Annotated in this window: 30 protein-coding genes; 28 read left to right on the top strand and 2 right to left on the bottom strand. The window is 63.7% G+C overall.

The features are described 5' to 3' along the window. The first annotated feature begins 142 nt into the window (after positions 1-142). The 14 genes from J7396_RS00435 (at position 143) to J7396_RS00370 (ending at position 11,976) form a co-directional block, all read left to right on the top strand. Complete coding sequence (locus tag J7396_RS00435) at positions 143-1,033, top strand: baseplate J/gp47 family protein (RefSeq protein WP_209260771.1); 891 nt, start codon at positions 143-145, stop codon at positions 1,031-1,033. Further along, on the top strand, positions 1,026-1,571 hold the full coding sequence (locus tag J7396_RS00430; RefSeq protein ID WP_017171503.1) for a phage tail protein I: 546 nt from the start codon (positions 1,026-1,028) through the stop codon (positions 1,569-1,571). Before J7396_RS00435 ends, J7396_RS00430 begins: the two co-directional genes overlap by 8 nt. A 12-nt stretch (positions 1,572-1,583) precedes the next feature. Further along, positions 1,584-3,383, top strand: a complete 1,800-nt coding sequence (locus J7396_RS00425; RefSeq protein ID WP_209260770.1) for a hypothetical protein — start codon at positions 1,584-1,586, stop codon at positions 3,381-3,383. 77 nt (positions 3,384-3,460) lie between these two features. Then, positions 3,461-3,754 carry a hypothetical protein gene (locus J7396_RS00420; RefSeq protein WP_209260797.1) on the top strand — a complete coding sequence of 98 codons (294 nt, stop codon included), beginning with the start codon at positions 3,461-3,463 and terminating at the stop codon, positions 3,752-3,754. A gap of 2 nt (positions 3,755-3,756) precedes the next feature. After that, positions 3,757-4,431, top strand: coding sequence for a hypothetical protein (locus tag J7396_RS00415; RefSeq protein ID WP_209260769.1), 675 nt, complete (start codon positions 3,757-3,759; stop codon positions 4,429-4,431). A 142-nt stretch (positions 4,432-4,573) separates the two neighbouring features. Next, a complete protein-coding gene (locus J7396_RS00410; protein ID WP_209260768.1) occupies positions 4,574-5,137 on the top strand; it encodes a phage baseplate assembly protein V in 564 nt (187 codons plus the stop codon). Further along, positions 5,134-5,493 carry a GPW/gp25 family protein gene (locus tag J7396_RS00405; RefSeq protein ID WP_209260767.1) on the top strand — a complete coding sequence of 120 codons (360 nt, stop codon included), beginning with the start codon at positions 5,134-5,136 and terminating at the stop codon, positions 5,491-5,493. The genes J7396_RS00410 and J7396_RS00405 overlap by 4 nt, the downstream gene beginning before the upstream one ends. An 11-nt stretch (positions 5,494-5,504) precedes the next feature. After that, a complete protein-coding gene (locus tag J7396_RS00400) occupies positions 5,505-6,671 on the top strand; it encodes a phage tail sheath protein (RefSeq protein ID WP_209260766.1) in 1,167 nt (388 codons plus the stop codon). A gap of 29 nt (positions 6,672-6,700) precedes the next feature. Continuing rightward, positions 6,701-7,210 carry a phage major tail tube protein gene (locus J7396_RS00395; RefSeq protein WP_209260765.1) on the top strand — a complete coding sequence of 170 codons (510 nt, stop codon included), beginning with the start codon at positions 6,701-6,703 and terminating at the stop codon, positions 7,208-7,210. A 44-nt stretch (positions 7,211-7,254) separates the two neighbouring features. Further along, positions 7,255-7,557: a phage tail assembly protein gene (locus tag J7396_RS00390; RefSeq protein WP_209260764.1), complete on the top strand. Its 303-nt coding sequence runs from the start codon at positions 7,255-7,257 to the stop codon at positions 7,555-7,557. Between the two features lie 8 nt (positions 7,558-7,565). Further along, the gene (locus J7396_RS00385; RefSeq protein ID WP_005922203.1) at positions 7,566-7,679 is read left to right on the top strand and encodes a GpE family phage tail protein; all 114 of its coding nucleotides are present in this window, start codon (positions 7,566-7,568) and stop codon (positions 7,677-7,679) included. Between the two features lie 32 nt (positions 7,680-7,711). Beyond that, on the top strand, positions 7,712-10,582 hold the full coding sequence (locus J7396_RS00380) for a phage tail tape measure protein (RefSeq protein ID WP_209260763.1): 2,871 nt from the start codon (positions 7,712-7,714) through the stop codon (positions 10,580-10,582). A 12-nt stretch (positions 10,583-10,594) separates the two neighbouring features. Continuing rightward, a complete protein-coding gene (locus J7396_RS00375; protein ID WP_017167607.1) occupies positions 10,595-10,993 on the top strand; it encodes a phage tail protein in 399 nt (132 codons plus the stop codon). Continuing rightward, the gene (locus tag J7396_RS00370; protein ID WP_209260762.1) at positions 10,990-11,976 is read left to right on the top strand and encodes a phage late control D family protein; all 987 of its coding nucleotides are present in this window, start codon (positions 10,990-10,992) and stop codon (positions 11,974-11,976) included. The genes J7396_RS00375 and J7396_RS00370 overlap by 4 nt, the downstream gene beginning before the upstream one ends. A gap of 17 nt (positions 11,977-11,993) precedes the next feature. On the opposite strand, the gene J7396_RS00365 is transcribed toward J7396_RS00370, so the two are convergent. Both J7396_RS00365 and J7396_RS00360 read right to left on the bottom strand, forming a co-directional pair. Then, on the bottom strand, positions 11,994-12,239 hold the full coding sequence (locus tag J7396_RS00365) for a hypothetical protein (protein ID WP_238532726.1): 246 nt from the start codon (positions 12,237-12,239) through the stop codon (positions 11,994-11,996). A gap of 342 nt (positions 12,240-12,581) precedes the next feature. Further along, positions 12,582-13,013, bottom strand: coding sequence for an XRE family transcriptional regulator (locus J7396_RS00360; protein ID WP_209260761.1), 432 nt, complete (start codon positions 13,011-13,013; stop codon positions 12,582-12,584). Between the two features lie 73 nt (positions 13,014-13,086). On the opposite strand from J7396_RS00360, the gene J7396_RS00355 reads away from it, so the two are divergent. The 14 genes from J7396_RS00355 to J7396_RS00295 all read left to right on the top strand — a co-directional run bounded on the left by J7396_RS00355 (position 13,087) and on the right by J7396_RS00295 (position 21,017). Beyond that, entirely contained in the window at positions 13,087-13,347 is a 261-nt protein-coding gene (locus tag J7396_RS00355) for a hypothetical protein (protein ID WP_017167604.1), read from the top strand. A gap of 2 nt (positions 13,348-13,349) precedes the next feature. Beyond that, on the top strand, positions 13,350-13,670 hold the full coding sequence (locus J7396_RS00350; protein WP_025982179.1) for an ogr/Delta-like zinc finger family protein: 321 nt from the start codon (positions 13,350-13,352) through the stop codon (positions 13,668-13,670). A gap of 9 nt (positions 13,671-13,679) precedes the next feature. Then, positions 13,680-13,958 carry a hypothetical protein gene (locus tag J7396_RS00345; protein ID WP_209260760.1) on the top strand — a complete coding sequence of 93 codons (279 nt, stop codon included), beginning with the start codon at positions 13,680-13,682 and terminating at the stop codon, positions 13,956-13,958. Positions 13,959-14,175: 217 nt separating this feature from the next. Continuing rightward, positions 14,176-16,872 (top strand): toprim domain-containing protein, encoded by a 2,697-nt coding sequence (locus J7396_RS00340; RefSeq protein ID WP_209260759.1) that lies wholly within the window; start codon positions 14,176-14,178, stop codon positions 16,870-16,872. Between the two features lie 323 nt (positions 16,873-17,195). Beyond that, entirely contained in the window at positions 17,196-17,414 is a 219-nt protein-coding gene (locus tag J7396_RS00335) for a hypothetical protein (RefSeq protein WP_209260758.1), read from the top strand. Beyond that, positions 17,411-17,698 carry a hypothetical protein gene (locus tag J7396_RS00330; RefSeq protein ID WP_209260757.1) on the top strand — a complete coding sequence of 96 codons (288 nt, stop codon included), beginning with the start codon at positions 17,411-17,413 and terminating at the stop codon, positions 17,696-17,698. The genes J7396_RS00335 and J7396_RS00330 overlap by 4 nt, the downstream gene beginning before the upstream one ends. Then, positions 17,698-17,970, top strand: coding sequence for a hypothetical protein (locus J7396_RS00325; RefSeq protein ID WP_209260756.1), 273 nt, complete (start codon positions 17,698-17,700; stop codon positions 17,968-17,970). The genes J7396_RS00330 and J7396_RS00325 overlap by 1 nt, the downstream gene beginning before the upstream one ends. Before the next feature lie 77 nt (positions 17,971-18,047). Then, positions 18,048-18,473 (top strand): hypothetical protein, encoded by a 426-nt coding sequence (locus J7396_RS00320; protein ID WP_209260755.1) that lies wholly within the window; start codon positions 18,048-18,050, stop codon positions 18,471-18,473. After that, entirely contained in the window at positions 18,466-18,648 is a 183-nt protein-coding gene (locus tag J7396_RS22485) for a hypothetical protein (RefSeq protein WP_080576148.1), read from the top strand. Before J7396_RS00320 ends, J7396_RS22485 begins: the two co-directional genes overlap by 8 nt. Next, a complete protein-coding gene (locus J7396_RS00315; protein ID WP_126215522.1) occupies positions 18,641-18,913 on the top strand; it encodes a hypothetical protein in 273 nt (90 codons plus the stop codon). The genes J7396_RS22485 and J7396_RS00315 overlap by 8 nt, the downstream gene beginning before the upstream one ends. Further along, positions 18,910-19,134, top strand: coding sequence for a hypothetical protein (locus J7396_RS00310; RefSeq protein WP_126215523.1), 225 nt, complete (start codon positions 18,910-18,912; stop codon positions 19,132-19,134). Before J7396_RS00315 ends, J7396_RS00310 begins: the two co-directional genes overlap by 4 nt. Positions 19,135-19,399: 265 nt before the next feature. Then, entirely contained in the window at positions 19,400-19,609 is a 210-nt protein-coding gene (locus tag J7396_RS00305; protein WP_209260754.1) for a hypothetical protein, read from the top strand. Continuing rightward, complete coding sequence (locus J7396_RS00300) at positions 19,606-19,830, top strand: hypothetical protein (RefSeq protein ID WP_209260753.1); 225 nt, start codon at positions 19,606-19,608, stop codon at positions 19,828-19,830. The genes J7396_RS00305 and J7396_RS00300 overlap by 4 nt, the downstream gene beginning before the upstream one ends. Then, positions 19,830-21,017 (top strand): integrase, encoded by a 1,188-nt coding sequence (locus J7396_RS00295; protein ID WP_209260752.1) that lies wholly within the window; start codon positions 19,830-19,832, stop codon positions 21,015-21,017. The genes J7396_RS00300 and J7396_RS00295 overlap by 1 nt, the downstream gene beginning before the upstream one ends. Positions 21,018-21,232 lie beyond the last annotated feature (215 nt).

Here is a 21,232-nt window from a genome sequence, read left to right as displayed (position 1 = left end):
ACCTCGACCGCGATCATGCCAGTACGCACCCAGACTTGCAACGAATTTTAAAGGCCGTTGAAGTGGCATCTACAACACACACGCCTGGTGCCTTCTTGCGTCACTAAAAGATAATTTCGACTCCTGAATTAAGTGCAGTCACATGCCTTCATTTACAGCAGTGGACCTTTCGAAGCTGCAAGCTCCTGATCTAATAGAGGCGTTGGACTTTGAGACAATTTTTGCAGAGGCGCTTGCTCAATTCCGCGAGCTACTGCCTGAGTTTTCCGCACTCACCGAGGCGGATCCGGTTTACAAGCTCCTGCAGCTATTTGCCGCCCGCGAGCTACTGATCCGCCAGCGCGCCAACGACAAGGCACAGCAGACGATGCTGGCCTTCGCAACCGGCACCAACCTCGATCACCTGGGCGCGCTGTTTGGAGTGGCGCGCCTGGTGCTCGATCTGGGCCAACCCGAGAACGACATTGCACCGACCTATGAGTCGGACATGGACTTCCGCCGCCGGATCCAGCTGGCGCCGGAGGGATTTAGTGTTGCCGGCCCCGAGGGCGCCTACATCTATCACGCGCTCAGCGCAGCGGCCGATGTCATGGATGCCAGCGCCACCAGCCCGGCGCCTGGCCAAGTCCTGGTCACGGTCCAATCCCGCACTGGCGATGGCACGGCTCCCCAGGCGTTGCTGGACGAAGTCGCGGCGATCCTCAACAAGGACGATGTGCGCCCGCTGACAGACGAGGTGACTGTCCAGAGCACCCAAGTCGTTCCGTATGCCATTCGTGGACGCGTCTACACCTACGCCGGCCCCGACTCGACGGTTGTCATGCGCGAGGCGATGCGAAGCCTGCTGGCTTATCTGGACGAAGCGCAACGCATCGGCCGCGATGTGCCCGAGTCAGCGATCAAGGCCAAGCTGTTCGCCGATGGCGTGCAGCGTGTTGAGCTGGACTCGCCTGCTGCCGACATTCGGATCAGTCGAACGCAGGCTGCGTACTGCACCTCGATCGACATCGTGCACGCCGGCATCGATGAGTAGTTCACCGCTACCGCCCAATGCCACGCCGATGGAGCGAGCCCTGGCGGCCGTCACCGAGCGCCTGGCCGCCATCCCGTTGCCGTATCCCGACCTGTGGAACCCGGACACTTGCCCGGCGAGCCATCTGCCTTGGCTGGCGTGGACCTTATCCGTTGACGACTGGAAGGCCGAATGGAGCGATGCGGTCAAGCGCTCGCGCCTGCGCAGCGCTATGGCAATCCAGCGCCGCAAGGGCACCGCCAACAGTGTCCGCATGGTGGTCGAGTCGTTCGGCGGCGCGGTGGCCATCCGCGAGTGGTGGCAGACCGAGCCGCGCGGCGCGCCACACACTTTCGAGCTCACGCTCACGTTGACCGGGACCGATGGCCAGACCGCAACGTCTCGCTTCGTCAATGAGGTTATCGCCGAGGTCGAGCGCACCAAGCCTGTCCGCTCCCACTTCACCTTCACCCAGGGATTCCAAGTAGAGGCCCGCATCGGTGTGCTCGCCGTCGCGCGGCCAGCCGTCTACCGGCGCCTGCTCATGGATGCCCAGTAACTGGACCCCGACATGCCCGGTCTCAAGCTCCAAGTCACCACCGCCGGCCGCGCCGCGTTGGTCAATGCACCCAACACCGGGACCAATCCGGTGCTGATCAGCCATGTCGGCATCGCAGGCGCGCCATTCAGTGTCTCTGCTGCGTTGACCGCAATGCCGAGCGAAATCAAGCGGGTAGCGGCTGTGGGCGGGGCCGTCACCGCCGACGACACGATTCATGTCTCCATTCGTGATGAATCCGATGCCGTCTATGACTGCTACGGTTTCGGCATGTACCTGTCCAACGGTACGCTCTTTGCGGTGTACAGCCAGCCGACGCTTTTACTGGGCAAGGCAGCCGCCGCAATGATGTTGCTCGCCGTGGATGCGGTCTTTGCCGACATCGATGTAAAACAGCTCGCCTTCGGCGCAACCAACTTCACCGACCCGGCCGCCACAACCGACGTGGCCGGAATCGTCGAACTCGCCACTGAAGAAGAAGCCACCGCAGGCACTGACAAAATCCGCGTCATCACCACGTGGTTGTTGAAGAGGATCTTGGATGCCCGCCTGGGAGCCGACGCGCCGTCGGCTTTCATGCGTGGACTGCTGGGCATTACCAGCGCCGCCTTGCTGCGTACCGCTTTGGAGCTGAAGGGAGCTGCCCTCAAGGATGAAGGGGCCGGCAACAACTTGGACGCCGACAAGCTCGACGGGCAGCATGGCGCCTACTACCGGGCGTGGGAGAACTTGACCGGCATCCCCACCACCGCGAGCCAGTGGCCGTCGTGGGACCAGGTCGGCAACAAGCCGCAAACCTTCACTCCCGCCGAGCATTCGCACGCCAACTACGTGCTGAAGAGTGGCGACGCCATGACGGGGCAGCTCACGGTGCCGCGCTTGGGCATCAATCTGAGCGGCGGTGCACAAGGCGCGTTCGACGCGATCGTCTCCACCGCCGGCCGGGTACTCATGCGTGACTATGGCAATGGCGCGCCCGTCATGGATTTCGTCAACACGGCGAACAATTCCTGGGTCGCAGGTCGCATCCGGACCGGCGCCAATGCGCTCTACCTCGAAACCACGCAGCTCGCCGTCACAGGTACAGGCTCGTTCGGCGGGTCCGTGAACGCCGATAGCTTAGGCTCCGCATCGGGCTATTTCATCAGCAAGAGCAACGTCACCGTCCTCGGGGCTGAGGGTGGCACAAGTATCTATCTTCGCCCCAACGGCGTTTTCAACGGCGCGGCAGAGGCCGTACTGAACACTGCAGGCAGCCTACTGCTGAAGGCAACCGTGAGCAGTCCAGGCAACGGCGTCAACAGCTTTGCCCATCTGAGCTCCGGCAGCTTCGGTGGCGGCTTCGGACTGATCGACGGCGCCTACAACATCGGCTTTTGGAGCGAAAACGGTCACCTTCGTATCGGCATGGCGACCTACAACGGCGCATTGCAGCAGCGCATGGGTCTGACTACTTCTGGCGCGCTATCAGCCGTTGGCGGGTTTGACTTCGGCTCTTCCCGCAAGCTGAAAAACATCATCGGCGCATTGCCCTACGGCTTGGCCGAGGTGGAACAGGTCACCACGCTGCTGGGGCGCTACAAGGAGCAGTACAACCCGGATGGCCGCGTGCGCCTGTTCTTCGATGCAGAGCAGCTGCTGGAGGTGATGCCCGAGACTGTTGATGCACATGGCGTGAGCTTTCAGGGCGAACTGGTCCCGGCAGTGCACATTGACCAGCTGCTACCCGTCGCCTTCAACGCAATCAAGCAACTATCCACTGCTGTTCGACAGTTGCAGGCCGATCTCGCTGACCTACGCCCCAGCCACTGACCCAACAGGTAGATCCTATGCAGAGCAATTCTCGAATCCGCACACTTGCGCCAGGCGTTGACGTTGAGCGCATCGCCGTGGAGTCCCATTTCTTCTACGACCCGCTGACCGGCGTGGCAAACGTAGTCTTCCAGGGCATGGAGTTTCTGCTGCTGGATGGCGCGGTGAACAAGATGCTGGATGGCCGGGAGCCGCTCACCACAACCTCAGATGCCATCGCGACGCGCATGTTCGCAGCCGGCCTTGCGGATCCTGTAACCGGCCAGGATCTGTCAAATGTCAGCGCTGCAGGCGTCGTCGTCTACCTGAAGGCTGTCTATGACCGCCTGCACAACGAGACTGCTGCCGCCATGCCGCCGGCGATCGCCTGATCATGGCAACGGGATTCCGCACGGGCGCAGGGCTCGATTTCGATGATGTCTTCGACCTGTACGTGCAAGGTGACGTTGGCAGCGCATCGGGCTACCGCTCGAACGATGGCAACGACTTGCACCGTCGGTATGCACCGCTGGCATTTGGAAGCAGAGCGGCGGACGTTGGCTACCGTGACAATGCGGGCTCTGACCTCAGTAACCGATGGGCGAGAAAGGGCAGCGCGGTCTACACGCTGTCCAACAATGGCGTCCACTATTACGCGGGCAGCCAAGCCGCCACGTCCGAAGGCGGCAGCCAGACGGCAAGCGCATCGTTCTGGATTCGAGCGAATGGGACCTGGGCGATTGGCCTCTCTGGGAAAGCGGTGAGTGGTTCTCCAACTTCCGGCACGTGGTTACCCAACGGTCAACCGGCGAGCAACTATGCTGTGCAGCTGGATTTTGCAGTGTCTTGGCTACGCGGCAATCGCAATGGGACATCTTCCAACACCGCCGCCAACTACTCGGCAATGACAGGCGACTACGGTTGCAGCATCACGTCCACAGCGCTGTCGGGGTCTGGCAACGAGTGCTATGGAGAAGGAAGGCTGGCGATTCGGATTCGCAACAATGTCACTGGCTATGTTTCTACCACTGCTATTTCGTTCGTCGCTGAAGCAGTAGGCTTCGCCTGACGCTTGGGCCAGCGCATACTGGAACGCGTGGCGTGACGTGTACAGTCGCTTGATTGGATTCACCCAGCAGCGATCTGTGTAGGTACTGGTTGTACGCATCAATTCAAGTGCGTCATAGCACGCAGCCGCTGACCATGGCTGCATGGGCAACGCATCCTCCGCATTGAGTAACGCCATTCGCCTCGGCACCGTGGCCGAGGTAAATCTCGCCAACGCGCGATGCCGCGTGCAGGTCGGCGAGATGCTCACCGACTATCTGCCCTGGGTGGTCACGCTGGCCGGCAGCACCATCATCTGGTCAGCGCCAGCGATCGGCGAACAAGTCGTGGTGCTGTCGCCGGCCGGCGATCTGGCCGATGGCCTGGTGCTACGCGGCATCTACTCGGACCAGTTCGTAGCGCCTGCTGCCTCCGACACACTACACGTGCTGCGGTTCGCCGATGGCGCGCAGCTGCAGTACGACACCGACGCGCACGCGCTGCAGGCCACGCTGCCCAGCGGCGGTACTGCAACCATCACTGCCGACGGCGGCATCACGCTCAACGGTCCGCTGACCGTGAACGGCAACACGCAGATCAACGGCGACGCCGGCATCACCGGCACCGCTACCGTCGACACCGACGTGCTCGGCGGCGGGATCAGCCTCAAGAACCACAAGACCACTGGCGTGACTGCCGGCAGCGCGCTCAGCGGTGGCCCGCAGTGATCGGCGTTGACGCCACCACCGGACGAGTGATCCAGGGCGAGCAGCACCTGGCCCAGTCGATCGCCTGCGTTCTCACCACACCCATCGGCACGCGCGAGCAGCGGCGCGACTTCGGCTCGCTGCTGCCCGAGCTGATCGACCAACCCTTCAACGGCGCCACACGCACGCTGCTCTACGGCGCCACCGCCACTGCGTTGATGCGCTGGGAGCCGCGTTTGCGCCTGACCCGCGTCGACCTGGTCGTCGGCGAGGCGCCGGGCAGCTTCCTGCTGACCATCGAAGGGCAGCGCACCGACGTTGCCCCCGCCAATGCGCGCTCGCGCCTGACCATTCCGCTCCGCTTCCGCACGTCCTGATCGAGGAATCCATGTCCACTGCCTACCACCACGGCGTTCGCGTCATCGAAGTCAGCGCCGGCACTCGCACCATCCGCACCGTCTCCACCGCCGTCGTCGGCCTGGTCGCCACAGCCGCCGACGCGGACGAGACCATTTTCCCGCTCAACAAGGCGGTGCTGATCACCGACGTCCTCGGCGCGATCGCCAGCGCTGGCACCAAGGGCACCTTGCGCGCCACGCTGCAGGGCATCGCCGACCAAACCAACCCGGTCACCATCGTCGTGCGTGTAGCCGAGGACGCAGACGCGGCCAAGACCACCGCCAACGTGATCGGCGAGCCCAAGTCCAGCGGCTACACCGGTCTGTACGCGCTGCTCGCCGCGCAGGCGCAGCTGGGCGTGCGCCCGCGCATTCTGGGCGCGCCTGGCCTTGACACGCTGCCAGTGGCCAAAGCGCTGGCCACCATCGCCAAGAAGCTACGCGCGATGGCCTATATGCGCCCTGTGGCCGACACCGTCGCCGAGGCCGTCACCTACCGTGGGCAGTTCAGCGACCGCGAGCTGATGCTGATCTGGCCGGACTTCCTGGCCTTCGATACCGCCACCAGCATCACGACGGCGGCGTATGCCACCGCGCGTGCCCTCGGCCTGCGCGCCAAGATCGACACCGAGCAAGGTTGGCACAAGAGCCTGTCCAACGTGCCGGTGGCCGGTGTCACCGGAATCTCGAAGGATGTGCACTGGGATCTGCAGGATCCGGCCACCGATGCCGGCGTCCTCAACGAAGGCGACATCACCACGCTGGTGACGTTCAACGGCCAGCGTTTCTGGGGCTCGCGCACGTGCGCTGAGGACCGCATGTTCGCCTTCGAGACAGCCACGCGCACCGCGCAGATCCTGGCCGACACCATCGCCGAGGGCGTGGCGTTCTACGTTGACAAGCCCATGCACCCATCGCTGGTCAAAGACCTGCTGGAAACCATCAACGCCAAGTTCCGAGACCTGAAGTCGGCCGGCTATTTGATCGACGCCAACGCCTGGTACGACGGATCGGTCAACAGCGCCACCACGCTGGCCGATGGCGCGCTGCGCATCGACTACGACTACACCCCGGTACCGCCGCTGGAGAACCTGCAGCTGTATCAGAAGATCACCACCAGCTACCTGGCCGACTTCGCCGAGCGCGTCAACGCGTAACGCACCCGATCTGATTCCCGGAGAACCCCATGGCGTTGCCCAAGAAACTCAAGGCGCTCAACCTGTTCAACGACGGTGAGAGCTATCTCGGCCAAGTGGTCGAAGTGAAACTGCCCACGCTGTCGCGCAAGATGGAGGAATACCGTGGCGGCGGCATGAATGGCCCGGTCGACATCGACTTCGGCCAGGAGAAGATCGAGCTCGAATGGAAGTGCGGCGGCCTGATGCGCGGTGTGCTGAATCAGTACGGCGCCACCACGCACAACGCCGTGCAGCTGCGCTTTGCCGGCGCCTACCAACGTGATGACAGCGGCGAGGTGGCCGCGGTGGAAGTGGTCGTGCGCGGCCGGCACAAAGAGATTGATCCCGGTACGGCCAAGTCCGGCGATGACACCGAGTTTTCGGTCAAGACCTCGGCCAGCTACTACAAGCTGACCATCAACGGCGCCACCGTGATCGAGATCGATCTGGTGAACATGACCGAGATCGTCAACGGCATGGATCTGCTGGCCGCCCAACGCCGCGCCATCGGCGCGTGACCTTTCCGGCCTGGCGCCGCCAGGCCTCTCCTTGAGACGTTCCGATGACCCCGACCTTTTCCCCAGCCATTTCCCTCGACCAGCCGATCGTACGCGGCGAGCAGACCATCACCGACCTCAAGGTGCGCAAGCCGGGCGCCGGTGAACTGCGCGGTCTCAAACTCGCCGAGCTGCTGCAGATGGATGTCACTGCGCTGGCTACGCTGCTGCCGCGCATTTCCTCGCCCACGCTGACCACCGCCGACGTCAATGCAATGGATCCTGCCGACCTGCTGGCAGTCGGCCAGGAGGTCGCGCTTTTTTTCTTGCCGAAGGCACAGAGGGAAGTGGTTTCCCCAACTGTGTAGAGGATGCGATGGCCGATATCGCGGCCATCTTCCACTGGCCTCCGTCTGAAATGGACGGCTGGTCGCTGCACGAACTCACGGCGTGGCGCGAGCGTGCCCGCCTGCGAAGCGGAGCCGAATGATGCTGCACCTACTGTCCCGCGAGGCCGCCTAAATGGCGGCCTCTGACAATCTGCGCCTGCAGGTCATCCTGGCCGCAGTCGATCGCGCCACTGGCCCGTTCAAACGCGTGCTCAGTGGCAGCCGTGGTGTTGCCACCGCACTACGCAACCAGCGCGATGCGCTGCGCCAACTCAACAGCCAGCACCGCGATATCGGCGCCTACCGTGAGCAGGTCGCGATGGCGCAGCGTGCCAAGGCTGCGCTCGATGCGCAGCGGCAGTCGGTGCGCACGCTGGCTCAGCAGATCAAGGCCACCGGCACACCCACCGCTGCCATGAATGCCGAGTTTGAGCGCGCCGTGCGTAGCGCACGCGAACTCAAGACCGCACACGGCGCGCAGGAAGCCGGCCTGCAGCGGCTGCGCGGCCGTCTCGAGACGGCCGGGATCAGCACGCGCGAGTTGGTCACGCACGAGCGCCGCCTGCGCAGCGAGATCGAGAGTACCAACACCGCCATGCGCGCCCAGCAGCAGCGGCTGGCGGCGATCGACGCGGCACAGCGCCGCAGTGCGCGCATCCAGAGCGCCGGCCTGCAGGCAAGCGCCTACGGTGCCGGCATGGCGTTCGCCGGCAAGCGCGCACTGGGCGCCTCGGTGCTGCCGATCAGCGATGCGATGGAATTCGAGTCAGCCATGGCCGATGTGCGCAAGGTCGTGGACTTCAAGACGCCGCAGCAGTTCGCGCAGATGGGGCGCGATGTCGAGAACCTTTCGATGCGCCTGCCGATGCTGCCGGCCGATATCGCCAAGATCGTCGCCGCTGCCGGCCAGGCCGCTATCCCGCGTCAGGAGCTGGTGCGCTTCGCCGAGGACGCGGCCAAGATGGGCGTGGCCTTCGACAGCAGCGCCGAGGAAGCCGGCCAGACCATGGCGACTTGGCGCACCGCCTTCCGCATGGGCCAGGCCGAGGTCGTCGTGCTGGCCGACAAGATCAACTACCTCGGCAACACCGGGCCGGCCAGCGTCAACAAGATCAGCGCCGTAGTGAACCGCATCGGTGCCTTGGGCGAGGTCGCCGGCCTGCAGAGCGGGCCGCTGGCCGCGCTGGGCGCCACGGTGGCCGGCATGGGCATCGAGTCGGAAGTCTCGGCTACCGGCATCAAAAACATGCTGCTTACTCTGGCCTCGGGCGAGTCGGCCACCAAGAGCCAGCGCGAGGCATTCGACAAGCTGGGCATCAAGGCCACCGCCATGGCCCAGGTCATGCAGAAGGACGCAGGCGGGGCGATCATGTCGGTGCTGCAGAAACTGCGTGCACTGCCCAAGGCCGAGCAGGCCGCGACGATGACGCAGCTGTTTGGCCGCGAGTCGATCGGTGCGATCGCGCCGCTGCTGACCAATCTGGAGCTGCTGCAGGGCAACTTCGCCAAAGTGGCCGATGCGCAGCGCTACGGCGGCTCGATGTCGGCTGAGTACGCATCGCGAGTGGCCACCTCAGCCAACTCGCTGCAGCTGCTGAAGAACACCGCTGTGGTGGTGTCGCAATCGATCGGCCAGACCCTGCTGCCGCAGTTCAAGGAACTGACCGAGCGCACGGCTGCGGTGGTCGGCCAGGTCACGACGTGGATCCGCGCCAATCCGGTGCTGGTGGGTGCGATCGCCAAGGTGGCGATCGGTGCCGCCGCATTGGTGACGATCCTGGGCGGACTGCTGGTGGCCGGCGGCGTGGCCGCGATGGCGTTCTCGCAGATCCACGGCGCCGTCGCGCTGCTGTCGGGCGGCGGCGGGTTTGGTGTCCTGATTCGCCAGGTGCTGTCATTCGGCGGCCGCGTGCTGCCCATGCTCGCCAATGGCGCGCGCCTGTTGCTGCCGCTGCTCGGCGGCGTCAGCCTGCCGGTGCTGGCGATTGGTGCGGCCGTCGCTGCGGTGGCGCTGCTGGTATGGAAGTACTGGGGGCCGATCAAGGCCTTCGCCATCGGCGTCTGGCAAGGCATCGTCGATGTCGCCGCGCCGGTCCTCGCCGAGCTGAAGACCGCGCTCGCGCCCCTAGCGCCCGTGTGGGACACCGTGGCTGCAGCGATGGGCCAGGCCTGGGCGTGGGTCAAGCAGCTGCTGACGCCGTTTGAGGCCACCACCGCCCAGTTGCACGGTGCAACGCAGGCCGGGCGCGGCTTCGGGCAAATCCTGGGCGCGGTGCTGGTCACCCAGCTGCAGCTGGCGGTCAAGGCGATTGGCTGGCTGGTGCAGGCGTTTGTGTTCGTTCTGCCGGTGATCAAACAGATCCTCGGCGGCGTCTGGCAAACCGTCCAGGGCACCTGGTCGCTGATCGTGGGCGTGTTCACCGGCAACGGCGACCGCATCCGCCAGGGGCTGCTGCAGCTGTGGGCCGGCATCAACCTGCAGTTGGCCAACTGGCCGGCCCGCATGCTGCAGACCGGCGCGGACATGATCAGCGGCCTTGTGCAGGGCATCCGCTCCAAGCTCGGCGCCGCCAGCAATGCGATCGCCAGCGTCGGCACCGGCGTGGTTGATCGGTTCAAGGGCCTGCTGGGGATCCACAGTCCCTCGCGCGTGTTTGCCCAGCTGGGCGATTTCACCATGCAAGGCCTCACCGTCGGCCTGCAGCGCGGCCAGGGCGCGCCTGTGCAGGCCGTCATGGCGCTCGGCAACCGGATGCGTGCGGTGGGAGCTGGCCTGGCCTTGGCGACGGCCACAGCCCCAGTGGCGGCGATCGATAGCCGCGCACCATTGTCGCCGCCTGCGCGCGCCGCCAGTGCGCCGGCAGCCGGCAACAGCTACGTCATCCACGTCCATGCCGCACCGGGCATGGATGCCAATGCACTGGCGCGCGAAGTCGCTCGCCAGATCGAAGAGCGCGACCGACGCGCAGCGGCGAGCCGCCGCTCCAGCCTGCGCGACGACTGAGGATCCACCCGAATGATGATGTCCTACGGCACGTTTGTGTTTGCCCTCGACAGCGCCGCATTCCTGCAGCTGCAGCGGCAAATGAGCTGGCGCCATGCCACCAGCGAGCGCGTCGGTGCGCGCGCGGCCAGCCAGTTCCTGGGTCCAGGCGATGACACCATCGAACTCTCAGGCCTGATCGCGCCCGAACTCACCGGCACGCGCGCCTCACTGGACACGCTGCGCGAGCTAGCCGCAGATGGCGAGCCATTGCCGCTGGTGGATGGTGCCGGCGTGGTCTATGGGCCGTACCTGCTCCTGTCAGTCAACGAGACCGCATCGCTGTTTTTTGAAGATGGAACCCCGCGCCGTATCGAATTCCAGCTCAGCTTGCGCCGCGCCGACGACATCCCAGAGGCGACCGCCGCATGAGCTACTCGATCCCGCAGTGGCGCGTGGTGCTCGATGGTGTCGACCTCACCGAGCGTATCGCACCACGCCTGCGCGATCTCACCTTGACCGAATGCCGTGGCGGCGAAGCCGATCAGCTGGACCTATGCATCCATGACCACGACGGCAAGATGGCGCTGCCCAAGCGTGGCGTGCGCCTGTCCGTGGCACTGGGCTGGAAGGCCACCGGCCTGATCGACAAAGGCACGTTCGTCGTGGACGAAGTGGAATACAGCGGTGCGCCGGACATCATCACTGTACGCGCGCGCAGCGCAGACCTCACCGCAGACATGCGCACGCGTCGTGAGCGTAGCTGGCACAACACCACCTTGGGCGCAGTGCTCAATGCCCTGGCGGGTGAGCACGGACTGACGCCGCGCGTGGCCGGCGCGTTAGCAAGTACCAAGCTTTCGCATCTCGACCAGGCCAATGAGAGCGATATGAATCTGCTGACACGCCTGGGCCAGCGCTTTGATGCCGTTGCCACGGTAAAAGCTGGCGCGCTGCTGTTCGCGCCGATCGGCGCCGGCACCACGGCGAACGGTAAGCCGCTGCCGACTTCCACGCTGACGCGGCGCGATGGTGATCAGCATCGTTACTCGGTCGCCGACCGTGATGCTTACACCGGCGTGCGCGCGTACTGGATGGACAAGGGCAAGGCACGGCGGGAGTCGGTGCTCGTAGGCACGGACGAAAACGCCAAGCGTCTGCGCGAGTCATACGCGGATGAGGCAACCGCGCGCCAGCATGCGCACGCGGAGCTGGAGCGGGCCAAACGCGGCGCGGCGAAGTTCGACTACGTCCTGGCAGTCGGGCGTGCAGAGCTGTTCCCAGAGCAACGCATCACGGTCAGCGGCTTCAAGCCAGAAATTGATGGGCAATCCTGGCTGATCGCGAAAGCCACCCACACGGTGAGCGGCTCCAGTGGCTTTACCACGGCACTCGAATTGGAAACGAGCACGTAGCGCAGGGGCCGAACTGCTTATCCAGCTGCAGCTTCCTGGGAATGACAAGCCAATAGCGAACCATTGCTCAGCACGCGATACAGCCCCAGTTCGCTCTGCGCGCACGCCACAGCCTGGGCGTAGGTGTCATACCCTGACCCTGGCAACTGGTGCCGGGCCAATGTCAGCCCGCCACTTTTTGATACCAGGATTTCAGGAATGAACATAGCACCGGCCGTTGTGGCGTGTGCCGTCAGTAAGTAATCACCAACTGCTCGAATCATGCAGGCTTCCATGCGTGGTAGTTGATAGGCAATCAGGACTCTACGCGGCATCGCGTTGGCGTTGCGTCAGCGTATTCCCGACCTCGAATGTGGGAATTGTCTGATGGCCGAAACGATACGGTGTGCGTACTGTTGATACTGGATGTCAGGTCATCTCGCGCTACCAGGACGGCGGCGAACGGATCGCAAGGAGCTACGCGCCGACACCTTTCAAGCCGCCGGTACACACCGGCGGCTTTTTTTGACAGGCGTTCGATTTACGAATTCAGAGACTAAACGTCGGTTGCTGTCTGCCGATAACGCTCTCTTTTCCGAGGACCAGCTGTCCTATGCGAACGTTGATCACGACTTCTTTTTTTTCCGACCGCCTACGTTGAACTGTACGTTTCGCTGATCGATCGGGCCTGTCGTCGTTAGCAGCTGAGAAACGTTACTGTCGTCGTTGAGCGTCACCACGGGCGCAGCATTCATGACGCCAACGTGGGCGGGTCCAAGATTGGACAGTATTGCCGCCCGTACCCCTTGCGGTGCAGCGCGGAACGCAGCCAGCAACGCGGTCTCAGACGGGTCCAATTCCAACCGCTGCTCCAACAACACGTACATGATGTCGACGCCACGCGCATGCGCCGCGAGTAAATAGGCTCCACCCGGCATGTTCTGATCTTTCTCGAAGTACAGCTGTGCCCACTTCGAGATGCCACACGCATCGGCCATCTCCTGCTGCGTCAGCCGCAGGCGCTTGCGTTCTTCCTTCAGGCGTTTCCCTACAGTCACTCGGGTTTTTCCTCATATTGACAAAGTTGGTGTTAACACCAACAATTTCCAAAACCGCAGACGACCGCCACCGATGCCCCGCAAAGTGCAAGCTCAGCAGCAGTTCCAGGTTCGAACCCTTGATCAGGCCCGGCAGTGGTTGGTGTCCAACGGCATCACGGTGTCTGGATTCGCGCGGCAGCTTGGTGTCAGCCGCACGGTCGTTGACGACCTGCTCCGTGGGCGCTCTCAGGGCAAGTACGGCGATGCACATACCGCTGCGGTCGCACTTGGCCTCAAATCACCGCCGGATTATGCCGCAAAAGTCCAAACTTCCAAGCGATCGAAGGGGTGAGCATGTTCGGCAGGAAGAAGGTTGTTTTCAGTTGTGAGTCCTGCGGCAGCAGGCTCATCAAGCGCACCAGTTCGCTATCGCATAAGTACCTACGACACGACTCCTACGTCTGCGAAAACCCGATGTGCGGCGCCACCTACACCGGTCACTCGGAGCTGACCGGCATTGCCAGTCCAAGCGGCGTGCCGACCGCACACAGCGAGTTGCCGCCCACACCCGCGTTTGAGCGCGCCTTGGCTTTGCAGGCCTACCGCGAATCGCTCGGCGAGCGCCAGTTGGATCTGATCACCACCGGCGGGGAGCCGGTCTTCCCGCTCATCTGAGGCACCCCTATGCGAAACACCCTTGATTGGGCGGCACTGCCGCCCACGGCGAAGCTTTGCCTGCAGATTGCGCTGCTCCACGGCGGCCTGCAGCAGACCGAGCATGGCTACATCGGCCGGAGTGCGCCTGCCGATACGCAGGAGCGCTTCGGCGCCGTTGTCATCGCCCAGCTCATGCAACACGGACTGGCCACTGCTGATTGTGTCGATGAGCGCCATGTCGCACTGACCGACTCGGCCAAGGTGCTGTTCCACGCCAACACACCGCACGCTGGGGTGGAGGCATGAGGGCGCCTTGTGGTTGGTACAGCGCGCAGGAGCCGCGCTTTGTCGATAGCGCTGCGCACACGCCGCAGCGTGTCCGCCCATGCGCCAAGCATGCGGAAGCGCAGGCGCTGCACGCTGCTGTCGAAGCACACCGCCTGGCAGGCGGCGCCTACGTCGTCCTCGACGGCACCCCGGCCATGCCCGCGCCTCTGCGCCGGCCAGGCGCGTAAGGACGCACATGCAAGAGGATCTGCGGCAACAGGTGCTGACCCGGCTGGAACGGGATTACGGACTCAAGCACCGTAGCGGTACCGAGTACATGCGAGGCGGCAAGTGCCCGTCGTGCAGCAAGAAGGAGCTGTACACCAACCACCTCAAGCCGTGGGTGGTGAAATGCGGCCGCCAATCCAAGTGTGGGCGCGAGCTGCACGTCAAGGATCTGTACGACGACCTGTTCGACGACTGGTCCAAGCGCTTCCAGCCAACGGCTGCGGCTCCCAACGCTGCGGCCGATGCATACCTGCAGTTCTCGCGTGGCTTTGACCTGGCACCGCTGAAAGGCCTTTACACCCAGGACAGCCACTACGATCGCAAGATCAGCGCGGGCACCGCGACGGTGCGCTTTCCATTGGTCAAGGGTGGCTGGTGGGAGCGCCTGATCGATCGACCGCACCGCTTCGGCAAGCAGAAGGCGCGCTTCGCCCCGGGCCAGAGCTATGCGGGCGTGTGGTGGGCTGCTCCGGCAACCCTGACCGCGATGCAGACGGCGCGCGAGGTATGGATCGTGGAGGGCATCTTCGATGCCATCGCGCTACTCCAGCATGGCGTCTGCGCGGTGTCGGCGATGTCGTCAAACGCCTATCCGGAGGACTCCCTGCGCGAGCTGGCCAAGGCGCGCGCCGCCGACCTTCCCACCCTGGTGTGGGGGCTGGACAACGAGCCAGGCGCACGCGGCTACACGCACCGTCACATCAAGCGCGCTGCAGCGCTGGGTTTCAAGTCGCGCGCGGCGCAAATCGTCCAGCGTGACGGCAAGAAGACCGACTGGAACGACCTGCATCTACGCGCCCTGGCCTCCGACGATGCCGAGCAGTGGGACAACGACCTCGCCGAGGCGCGCTACCAGGGCGACCTGCTCACAGCCCGGTCGGCCGTGGACAAGGGCCTGCTGATGTTCGAGCACGACGGCCGCTCTGATTTCTGGCTGGAATTTGGCTCGCGCCTGTTCTGGTTCGATTTCGACGTGCAGCGCTTTGAGAAGCTGCGCCGCGAGAAGCTGGGCGACCAAGACACAGACGGGGATGACGAACTGGAGGCAGAGGATCTGCGCAAGATCAAGCGCGCCGCCTGCGCGGTTCAGCGTATCGCCGGCTGCTACCCGCAGGCGCTGTACTTCCAGCGCCACGAGGTCACCGACGAGAGCTGGTACTACTTCCGCGTCGACTACCCGGACGACAAACCCAGCGTCAAAGGCACCTTCACCGGCGGCCATGTCGCCAGCGCCTCCGAGTTCAAAAAACGCCTGATCTCGCTGGCACCTGGTGCGCTGTTCACCGGTAGCGGCCACCAGCTGGATCGGCTGATCGAGGAACAGACCGAAACCATCAAGACCGTAGAGGCGATCGACTTCGTGGGCTACAGCAAGGAGCACCACGCCTACCTGCTGGGCGATATCGCCGTGCGCGACGGCGAGCTGGTGGTGGCAAACGAAGAGGACTACTTCGAGTTCGACAAGCTGCGGCTCAAGACCACGCAGAAGTCGATCCGGCTGGACATCCAGCGTGATGCCGAGGCGTTCCGTACCGACTGGCTGCCCTGGCTATGGCTGTGCTTCGGCACGCACGGCATGGTGGCGCTGACGTTCTGGTTTGGCTCACTGTTCGCTGAGCAGATTCGCACCGCGCACAAGAGCTTCCCGTTTCTTGAGGCGACCGGTGAAGCGGGCGCGGGCAAGACCACGCTGCTGACCTTCCTCTGGAAGCTGCTGGCGAGGTCGGACTACGAAGGCTTCGATCCGGCGAAGTCGTCCAAGGCCGGCCGTGCGCGCGCCATGGGCCAGGTGTCCGGCATGCCGGTGGTGCTGCTCGAAGCCGACCGCAGTGAGCCAGACAAGGCGCACGCCAAGACGTTCGAGTGGGACGAGCTCAAGGACTTTTTCGGCGGCGGCACTCTGACGACGCGCGGCGTGCGCAACGGTGGCAACGAAACCTACGAGCCTCCGTTCCGCGGCACGATTGTCATCAGCCAGAACGCTGCGGTGGACGCCTCCGAGGCGATCCTGACACGTATCGTCAAGCTGCACTTCAAGCGGCCCAACGTCACCACGGAAAGCCGCATCGCCGCCGACAACCTCAACGCACTGCAGGTCGAAGAGCTGAGTCACTTTCTGGTGCGCACGGTGCGTCAGGAGCGCGCCATCCTGGACCTGTTCGCCGAACGGGTGAAGATGTTCGAGGGCAAGCTGCGCGCTCAGCCAGAACTGCGCCTGGAGCGCGTCATCAAGAACCACGCGCAGATGCTGGCGCTGTTTGACTGCCTGCGCCTGGTCCTCACCATCCCCGACGACATGGTCGAGAAAACGCGCCTTGCGCTGTTGGACATGGCCCTGGAGCGCCAGAAGGCGATCAGCGCCGACCACGCGCTGGTGAACGAGTTCTGGGAGGTCTACGAGTACCTCGAAGCCACGGGCCACGGCAAAGCCGTGGTCAACCACAGCCGCGACGCGCAGCGCATCGCCATCAACCTCAACCACTTCGCCGCACGCGCGGCGCAGTTCAGCCAGGGCGTGCCGGATCTGAAGGTACTGCGGGCGCTGCTGAGCGACTCGCGTCGGCACAAGTTCATCGGCGCCAACGTGGCAGTCAACAGCGCGATCCTCAAGGACGAACTGACCGGCGTGGGCACCACCGTTAAGTGCTGGGTGTTTGCGAAATGAATGCTCTAGCCCATGTTGGAAATTTTGGGATTTTTTCGTTGACAGCGCCCCAAGGACGGAGCAACTATTACTGCGTCGCCGCACATTCGGCGACCGGGATTGGCGTCCCGACTTCAAACGGCGCAACAGCGCCCATCGACCGATGCCCGGCGCTTTTTTCTCGCCCGGCATTCGCTCGGGTGCGTGCCTGCCAGTTCTATGGCGGGCGGTGCGTGGGGGCCGCAAGGCCCGCCGGTTCCGTTTGTCCGGTACGCCAACCCGCACCGTCCGCCACCCCGATTGGCGTCGGGGCGGCGGACTCCAAACTACAAACGGAGTTCCGCATGTCCTACGACGCTCAAGAAGCGCCGGCCGCTGCCGCGCGCCAGATCGCCCACTATTTCGGCCTGATCGCCAACACCCTCGACTGGAATCACACCGCCTGGCTCGCCCTGCAGGCGAAGCTGCAGGCCGGCGGCAAGGCGCCTGAAGCGCTGACCCTGGCCGACGTTACCGCGGCCATTGCAACAATCAATGCCGACCAGGCCGAGGTGCGCCAGTGAGCCGCCGCGCCATGATCAAGACCCAACGCGTCGCCCCTGGCGTGTACCTGAGCCTGCAGATACGCAGCCAGGACGTGCTCGCCGAGCTGTATGCAGATGGCCTGCACGACCGCGCACCGGTGATGTTTGCCTGCAGCGCAATCGAAAAACCTTCCGCCGTGTTCCTCGCCGATGACGGCACCGGCCTGGTCATCGGCACGTTGCACGTGCTGATGCCGGAAGCCGAGGCCGTCGCGCTGCAGGAATGGGTCATCGGGCGCATGCCTGCGCCGGAGGTACTGTGATGGACCGTGCCGACATGCCCCAGTTCACGGTCGGCGAGGCCGACTACACGATCAGCGAAGCCGAGCACGACAGCCTCTGGCGCGCGCACTACGCGGTGGCACTCCTCGCCGCACTCAGCAACGACATAACGAGCCAGGCCGGAATTACCGCTGATAGCACCGCTGCAGTTGCGGACTACGTGCGCGAAACGCTGCTCGATGTGGTGCTGCACGCCCAGCGCATCCATCCCGAGCAGGAGGCAGACCACGACCGCCCCACCGATTTGATCTAACCGTTTCAGCGGGCCCGGCGGGCGGTGCTGGAACACCGCCCCAAGGCCCTCCACCAACGCAACTCAGGAGAGTCGATATGCAACAGCAAACTGGAACATGTCCAGCCACAGCAGCACGCCTGCTGGCTTTGGGCACCGGACCCGACGCGGAGGCTAGCACGCCGGCCATCGTGGCCTACGATCGCGCCGTGGGCGATTGCTCGGCCACCATCACCCTGCATGTCACGCATGGTTCGGTGGTGGTCACTGCCGCGCTGAATATGGGGGCACTGCGCGAGGCCCATCAGTCTTGGGAGCGGCGACGCGGCTCGGGCGGCGGCTGGAAACTCATCGAAGGACCTCGCCTGTGGACGGCTGCCGAGGACTCGATCAGCACGGAGCTGGCCGAGTTCATGGACGGCCTGGACTTTCCCTTCGACCTGGCCAACATGCTGCCGCGCCGCCCGACTGCGGCCGCCGCCGCCGCGGTGGCACAGGCTGCATGCGAGGTGGCCAATGGCTGAGCTGCTCGCGCTCGCGATGGTGCTTACGCCGGCGCTCGGCGGCGCACTGGTCTACCGGCTATGGGCGACTCGCCGCCCACGTCTCACTCGGACGGGACTGGCTGTTGGCCAGGTGCCACAGCGTCGCCGTGGCCGCGCCCGTATGGCAGTACGCAGGGAGGCCTTCCATGGCTAAGTCCGTCATCTTTCTTGGCCCGCAAGGCACGGGAAAATCGCTCAATGCCGATGCTCTTTGCCACGCGCTGGACCTTGAGGAAGTCATCGAGCTGGAAGACATCCTGCACACCTTCCGTGCCGATCGCCTGGAGCCCGTGGGGCAGCTGATGCTGACCTGCGATCAACAACAGGCACAGACATGGTCGGTGCGCTGGGGTCTTCGTGTCCTTCGTATCGAAGAAGCCCGCAGGCAGTTGGGCTCCGCATGGAGGACGCAACCATGAACCTGCAGCGCACAATCGAGATTGCGCGCGCCGCCGTCCGTATGGGAGGGCCTGGCCCTTTGTCCACTGGCGAAGCGCTCACTGCCGCTCTGGTGCTGAACCGTGCTGATTGGCTGGCCGAGATGGACTACACCATCGCCCAGGCGCTGGACCGAATCGATTCGGACACTGCGCAACATCTTCGAGAGGCCGAGCGCGTGCTGCGCTCGGAGGTGCAGTGACGCAACGCCAGGTCGACCACGACACACCTCTGCCGCCCTGCAAAAGCGGCCACGTCGCTCGCCACATGCTCGATGCCCGCCGACCTGAGGCGGGCGGCGGGCACTTCATCGAGTGCGTGTGTGGGCGGACGCAGAAGCACCCCAGCTTCGAGTTGGCCATGACCGAATGGCGCCGAGCGCATCGGATCCGCGCACCACGCCAACCAAGGCACTGCGCCCCAAACGTCGTGCAGCTCGGTCTGCGCTTCACTGGGGCGCGCCAGCGATGATCGAGGGCGCCAACATGGAAGGGTTTCGCAGGGCGTGCGAGGCGCGTCACTGGCTACGGCAGGGCTACACGGATGCAGCCAAGGTGCTAGAGCTGCGGCTCCGCATTGCCGCTCAGCGCGGCTACGCCGCTGCTGACTTGCTCGTCAAGGAAATGCGCGAGCAATGGCCGCACAGGCGGGAGTGGATCAAGGAGCAAGGTGCATGAGCAGTGCGGTGCTTACGTTCGAGGATCTGCGGCGTCTATGCGCACCAATTGGCCCCTCCCCGCGCGCAGCGACCGTGGTGCGCTGGGCCAACGATCAGGGCATCCGTTACAGGTATGACGGTCGAGGGGGAATCTGGACAACGCTAGATGCGCTCAACGCCGCACTGGGCTTGCAGCAAGACAACAATATCGAGATGGATACGGAACAGGAGCTGATGTAATGGCAAGAGGCCGCAAGCGAAAATTTAATCCGCTCATACCAGCCCATATTGACCAGGCCGCGCTCCCGCGCGGCCTGTACTGGGAAGATGGTCGATGGTACGTCGTCGAACCGCATCCAGAAGGCGGGGCCACACGAAAGCAAACCGTGGCTTACGCTGGAGCTCGTCTATCGGAATTGCATGGAATCGTTGAGGAACGTGCGGGCAAGGGCACGCGCGGCACGTTGCGCTATCTCTTCGATCGCTTTCACGAGTCGTTGGAGTTCAAAGAACTGGCGATCGACACGCAGGATGACTATCGGCGTTATGCCGACTCCATTGCCAACTATCTCCGCAAAGATGGGTCGAAGTTGGGTTCAGTGCAGATTGACCGGATCACCACGCCTGTAGTCCAGCGGCTCGTGGAAGTCTTCGCAATGGGGCGACCGGCCAATCGTTACCAACCCGCACTTCCAGCGACGCCCAGTAAAGCAAACCACCTTCATCGCTATCTACGTCGCACACTCGCCTGGGGCGTGCGTGCCGGCCTATGCAGATCCAATCCAGCAATCGGCGTGAGGCAAGCACGCGAAGCAAAGAGACACCGGATGCCAACGCCGGCCGCGTTCGACAAGGTACTGGCCTTCGCTCGAGAGCGTGGCTCCCTCACGCCGCATACGAAAGGCAGCTGCCCGAGCTACCTAGCACCGGTCATGGTGCTGGCGTATAGCGCACGCCTACGCGGCATCGAGGTGTGCACACTCAACGACACACATAAGCAACCTGCAGGCATCCATGCTCAACGGCGCAAGGGATCACGCGACACCCTCACCGAATGGGATCCAGAAATGATCGAGGCGTGGGATCTTCTCGTAGCACGACGGACCGCCATCTGGACTAAAAAAGGTCGGAATTTTGCAGTCCCAATCAAGGCTGAGGATCGACGCCTACTCGTTGAACAGACCGGTAATCCGATGGCTAAGTCATCACTGGATAGCGCCTGGCAGCGATTCATCAAGCTGGCACTGAAAGAAGAAATCATTTCGAAGCAGGAGCGCTTTTCGCTGCACGGCCTTAAGCATCGCGGCATTACCGACACAGTGGGTAACCGGGGCGACAAACAAGACGCCGCAGGGCACGTGACACCAGAAATGACCGGCCGCTATGACCACGCGCTGCCGGTAGTGAAGCCTCCAAAGCGCAGCTAATTTTCCCGGTAATTTTCCCGGCAACCTCAGCTTGAGGCGCCGGGCAGGAGCTAAGCGCTTGATTTTATGGTGGCCCACCAACAACCGAATTAGAAAAATAAGTAGTTGAAACCTATATATTTTTCTAGATTGATCTACAATCAAGACTCACACTTTGACTCACTTTTCCATCTAATGCTGCTGGACTTCTTTGGACGACTCTGAACGTCCGAGAA

The organism is Xanthomonas sp. A1809 (genome assembly GCF_017746015.1).
In the GTDB taxonomy this organism is placed as follows: Bacteria; Pseudomonadota; Gammaproteobacteria; order Xanthomonadales; family Xanthomonadaceae; genus Xanthomonas; species Xanthomonas euvesicatoria.
This window is presented reverse-complemented; position numbering and strand designations above follow the sequence as displayed.

Excerpts from the sequence above, each read along its gene's own strand:
- J7396_RS00400 (WP_209260766.1), top strand. The coding sequence starts at position 5,505 with ATGTCCACTGCCTACCACCACGGCGTTCGCGTCATCGAAGTCAGCGCC.
- J7396_RS00310 (WP_126215523.1), top strand. The coding sequence starts at position 18,910 with ATGAACCTGCAGCGCACAATCGAGATTGCGCGCGCCGCCGTCCGTATG.
- J7396_RS22485 (WP_080576148.1), top strand. The coding sequence starts at position 18,466 with ATGGCTGAGCTGCTCGCGCTCGCGATGGTGCTTACGCCGGCGCTCGGC.
- J7396_RS00380 (WP_209260763.1), top strand. The coding sequence starts at position 7,712 with ATGGCGGCCTCTGACAATCTGCGCCTGCAGGTCATCCTGGCCGCAGTC.
- J7396_RS00430 (WP_017171503.1), top strand. The coding sequence starts at position 1,026 with ATGAGTAGTTCACCGCTACCGCCCAATGCCACGCCGATGGAGCGAGCC.
- J7396_RS00345 (WP_209260760.1), top strand. The coding sequence starts at position 13,680 with ATGCGAAACACCCTTGATTGGGCGGCACTGCCGCCCACGGCGAAGCTT.
- J7396_RS00415 (WP_209260769.1), top strand. The coding sequence starts at position 3,757 with ATGGCAACGGGATTCCGCACGGGCGCAGGGCTCGATTTCGATGATGTC.
- J7396_RS00350 (WP_025982179.1), top strand. The coding sequence starts at position 13,350 with ATGTTCGGCAGGAAGAAGGTTGTTTTCAGTTGTGAGTCCTGCGGCAGC.
- J7396_RS00340 (WP_209260759.1), top strand. The coding sequence starts at position 14,176 with ATGCAAGAGGATCTGCGGCAACAGGTGCTGACCCGGCTGGAACGGGAT.
- J7396_RS00425 (WP_209260770.1), top strand. The coding sequence starts at position 1,584 with ATGCCCGGTCTCAAGCTCCAAGTCACCACCGCCGGCCGCGCCGCGTTG.
- J7396_RS00320 (WP_209260755.1), top strand. The coding sequence starts at position 18,048 with ATGCAACAGCAAACTGGAACATGTCCAGCCACAGCAGCACGCCTGCTG.
- J7396_RS00300 (WP_209260753.1), top strand. The coding sequence starts at position 19,606 with ATGAGCAGTGCGGTGCTTACGTTCGAGGATCTGCGGCGTCTATGCGCA.
- J7396_RS00355 (WP_017167604.1), top strand. The coding sequence starts at position 13,087 with ATGCCCCGCAAAGTGCAAGCTCAGCAGCAGTTCCAGGTTCGAACCCTT.
- J7396_RS00315 (WP_126215522.1), top strand. The coding sequence starts at position 18,641 with ATGGCTAAGTCCGTCATCTTTCTTGGCCCGCAAGGCACGGGAAAATCG.
- J7396_RS00390 (WP_209260764.1), top strand. The coding sequence starts at position 7,255 with ATGACCCCGACCTTTTCCCCAGCCATTTCCCTCGACCAGCCGATCGTA.
- J7396_RS00335 (WP_209260758.1), top strand. The coding sequence starts at position 17,196 with ATGTCCTACGACGCTCAAGAAGCGCCGGCCGCTGCCGCGCGCCAGATC.
- J7396_RS00295 (WP_209260752.1), top strand. The coding sequence starts at position 19,830 with ATGGCAAGAGGCCGCAAGCGAAAATTTAATCCGCTCATACCAGCCCAT.
- J7396_RS00435 (WP_209260771.1), top strand. The coding sequence starts at position 143 with ATGCCTTCATTTACAGCAGTGGACCTTTCGAAGCTGCAAGCTCCTGAT.
- J7396_RS00325 (WP_209260756.1), top strand. The coding sequence starts at position 17,698 with ATGGACCGTGCCGACATGCCCCAGTTCACGGTCGGCGAGGCCGACTAC.
- J7396_RS00410 (WP_209260768.1), top strand. The coding sequence starts at position 4,574 with ATGGGCAACGCATCCTCCGCATTGAGTAACGCCATTCGCCTCGGCACC.
- J7396_RS00305 (WP_209260754.1), top strand. The coding sequence starts at position 19,400 with ATGATCGAGGGCGCCAACATGGAAGGGTTTCGCAGGGCGTGCGAGGCG.
- J7396_RS00385 (WP_005922203.1), top strand. The coding sequence starts at position 7,566 with ATGGCCGATATCGCGGCCATCTTCCACTGGCCTCCGTCTGAAATGGAC.
- J7396_RS00370 (WP_209260762.1), top strand. The coding sequence starts at position 10,990 with ATGAGCTACTCGATCCCGCAGTGGCGCGTGGTGCTCGATGGTGTCGAC.
- J7396_RS00395 (WP_209260765.1), top strand. The coding sequence starts at position 6,701 with ATGGCGTTGCCCAAGAAACTCAAGGCGCTCAACCTGTTCAACGACGGT.
- J7396_RS00375 (WP_017167607.1), top strand. The coding sequence starts at position 10,595 with ATGATGATGTCCTACGGCACGTTTGTGTTTGCCCTCGACAGCGCCGCA.
- J7396_RS00365 (WP_238532726.1), bottom strand. The coding sequence starts at position 12,239 with ATGATTCGAGCAGTTGGTGATTACTTACTGACGGCACACGCCACAACG.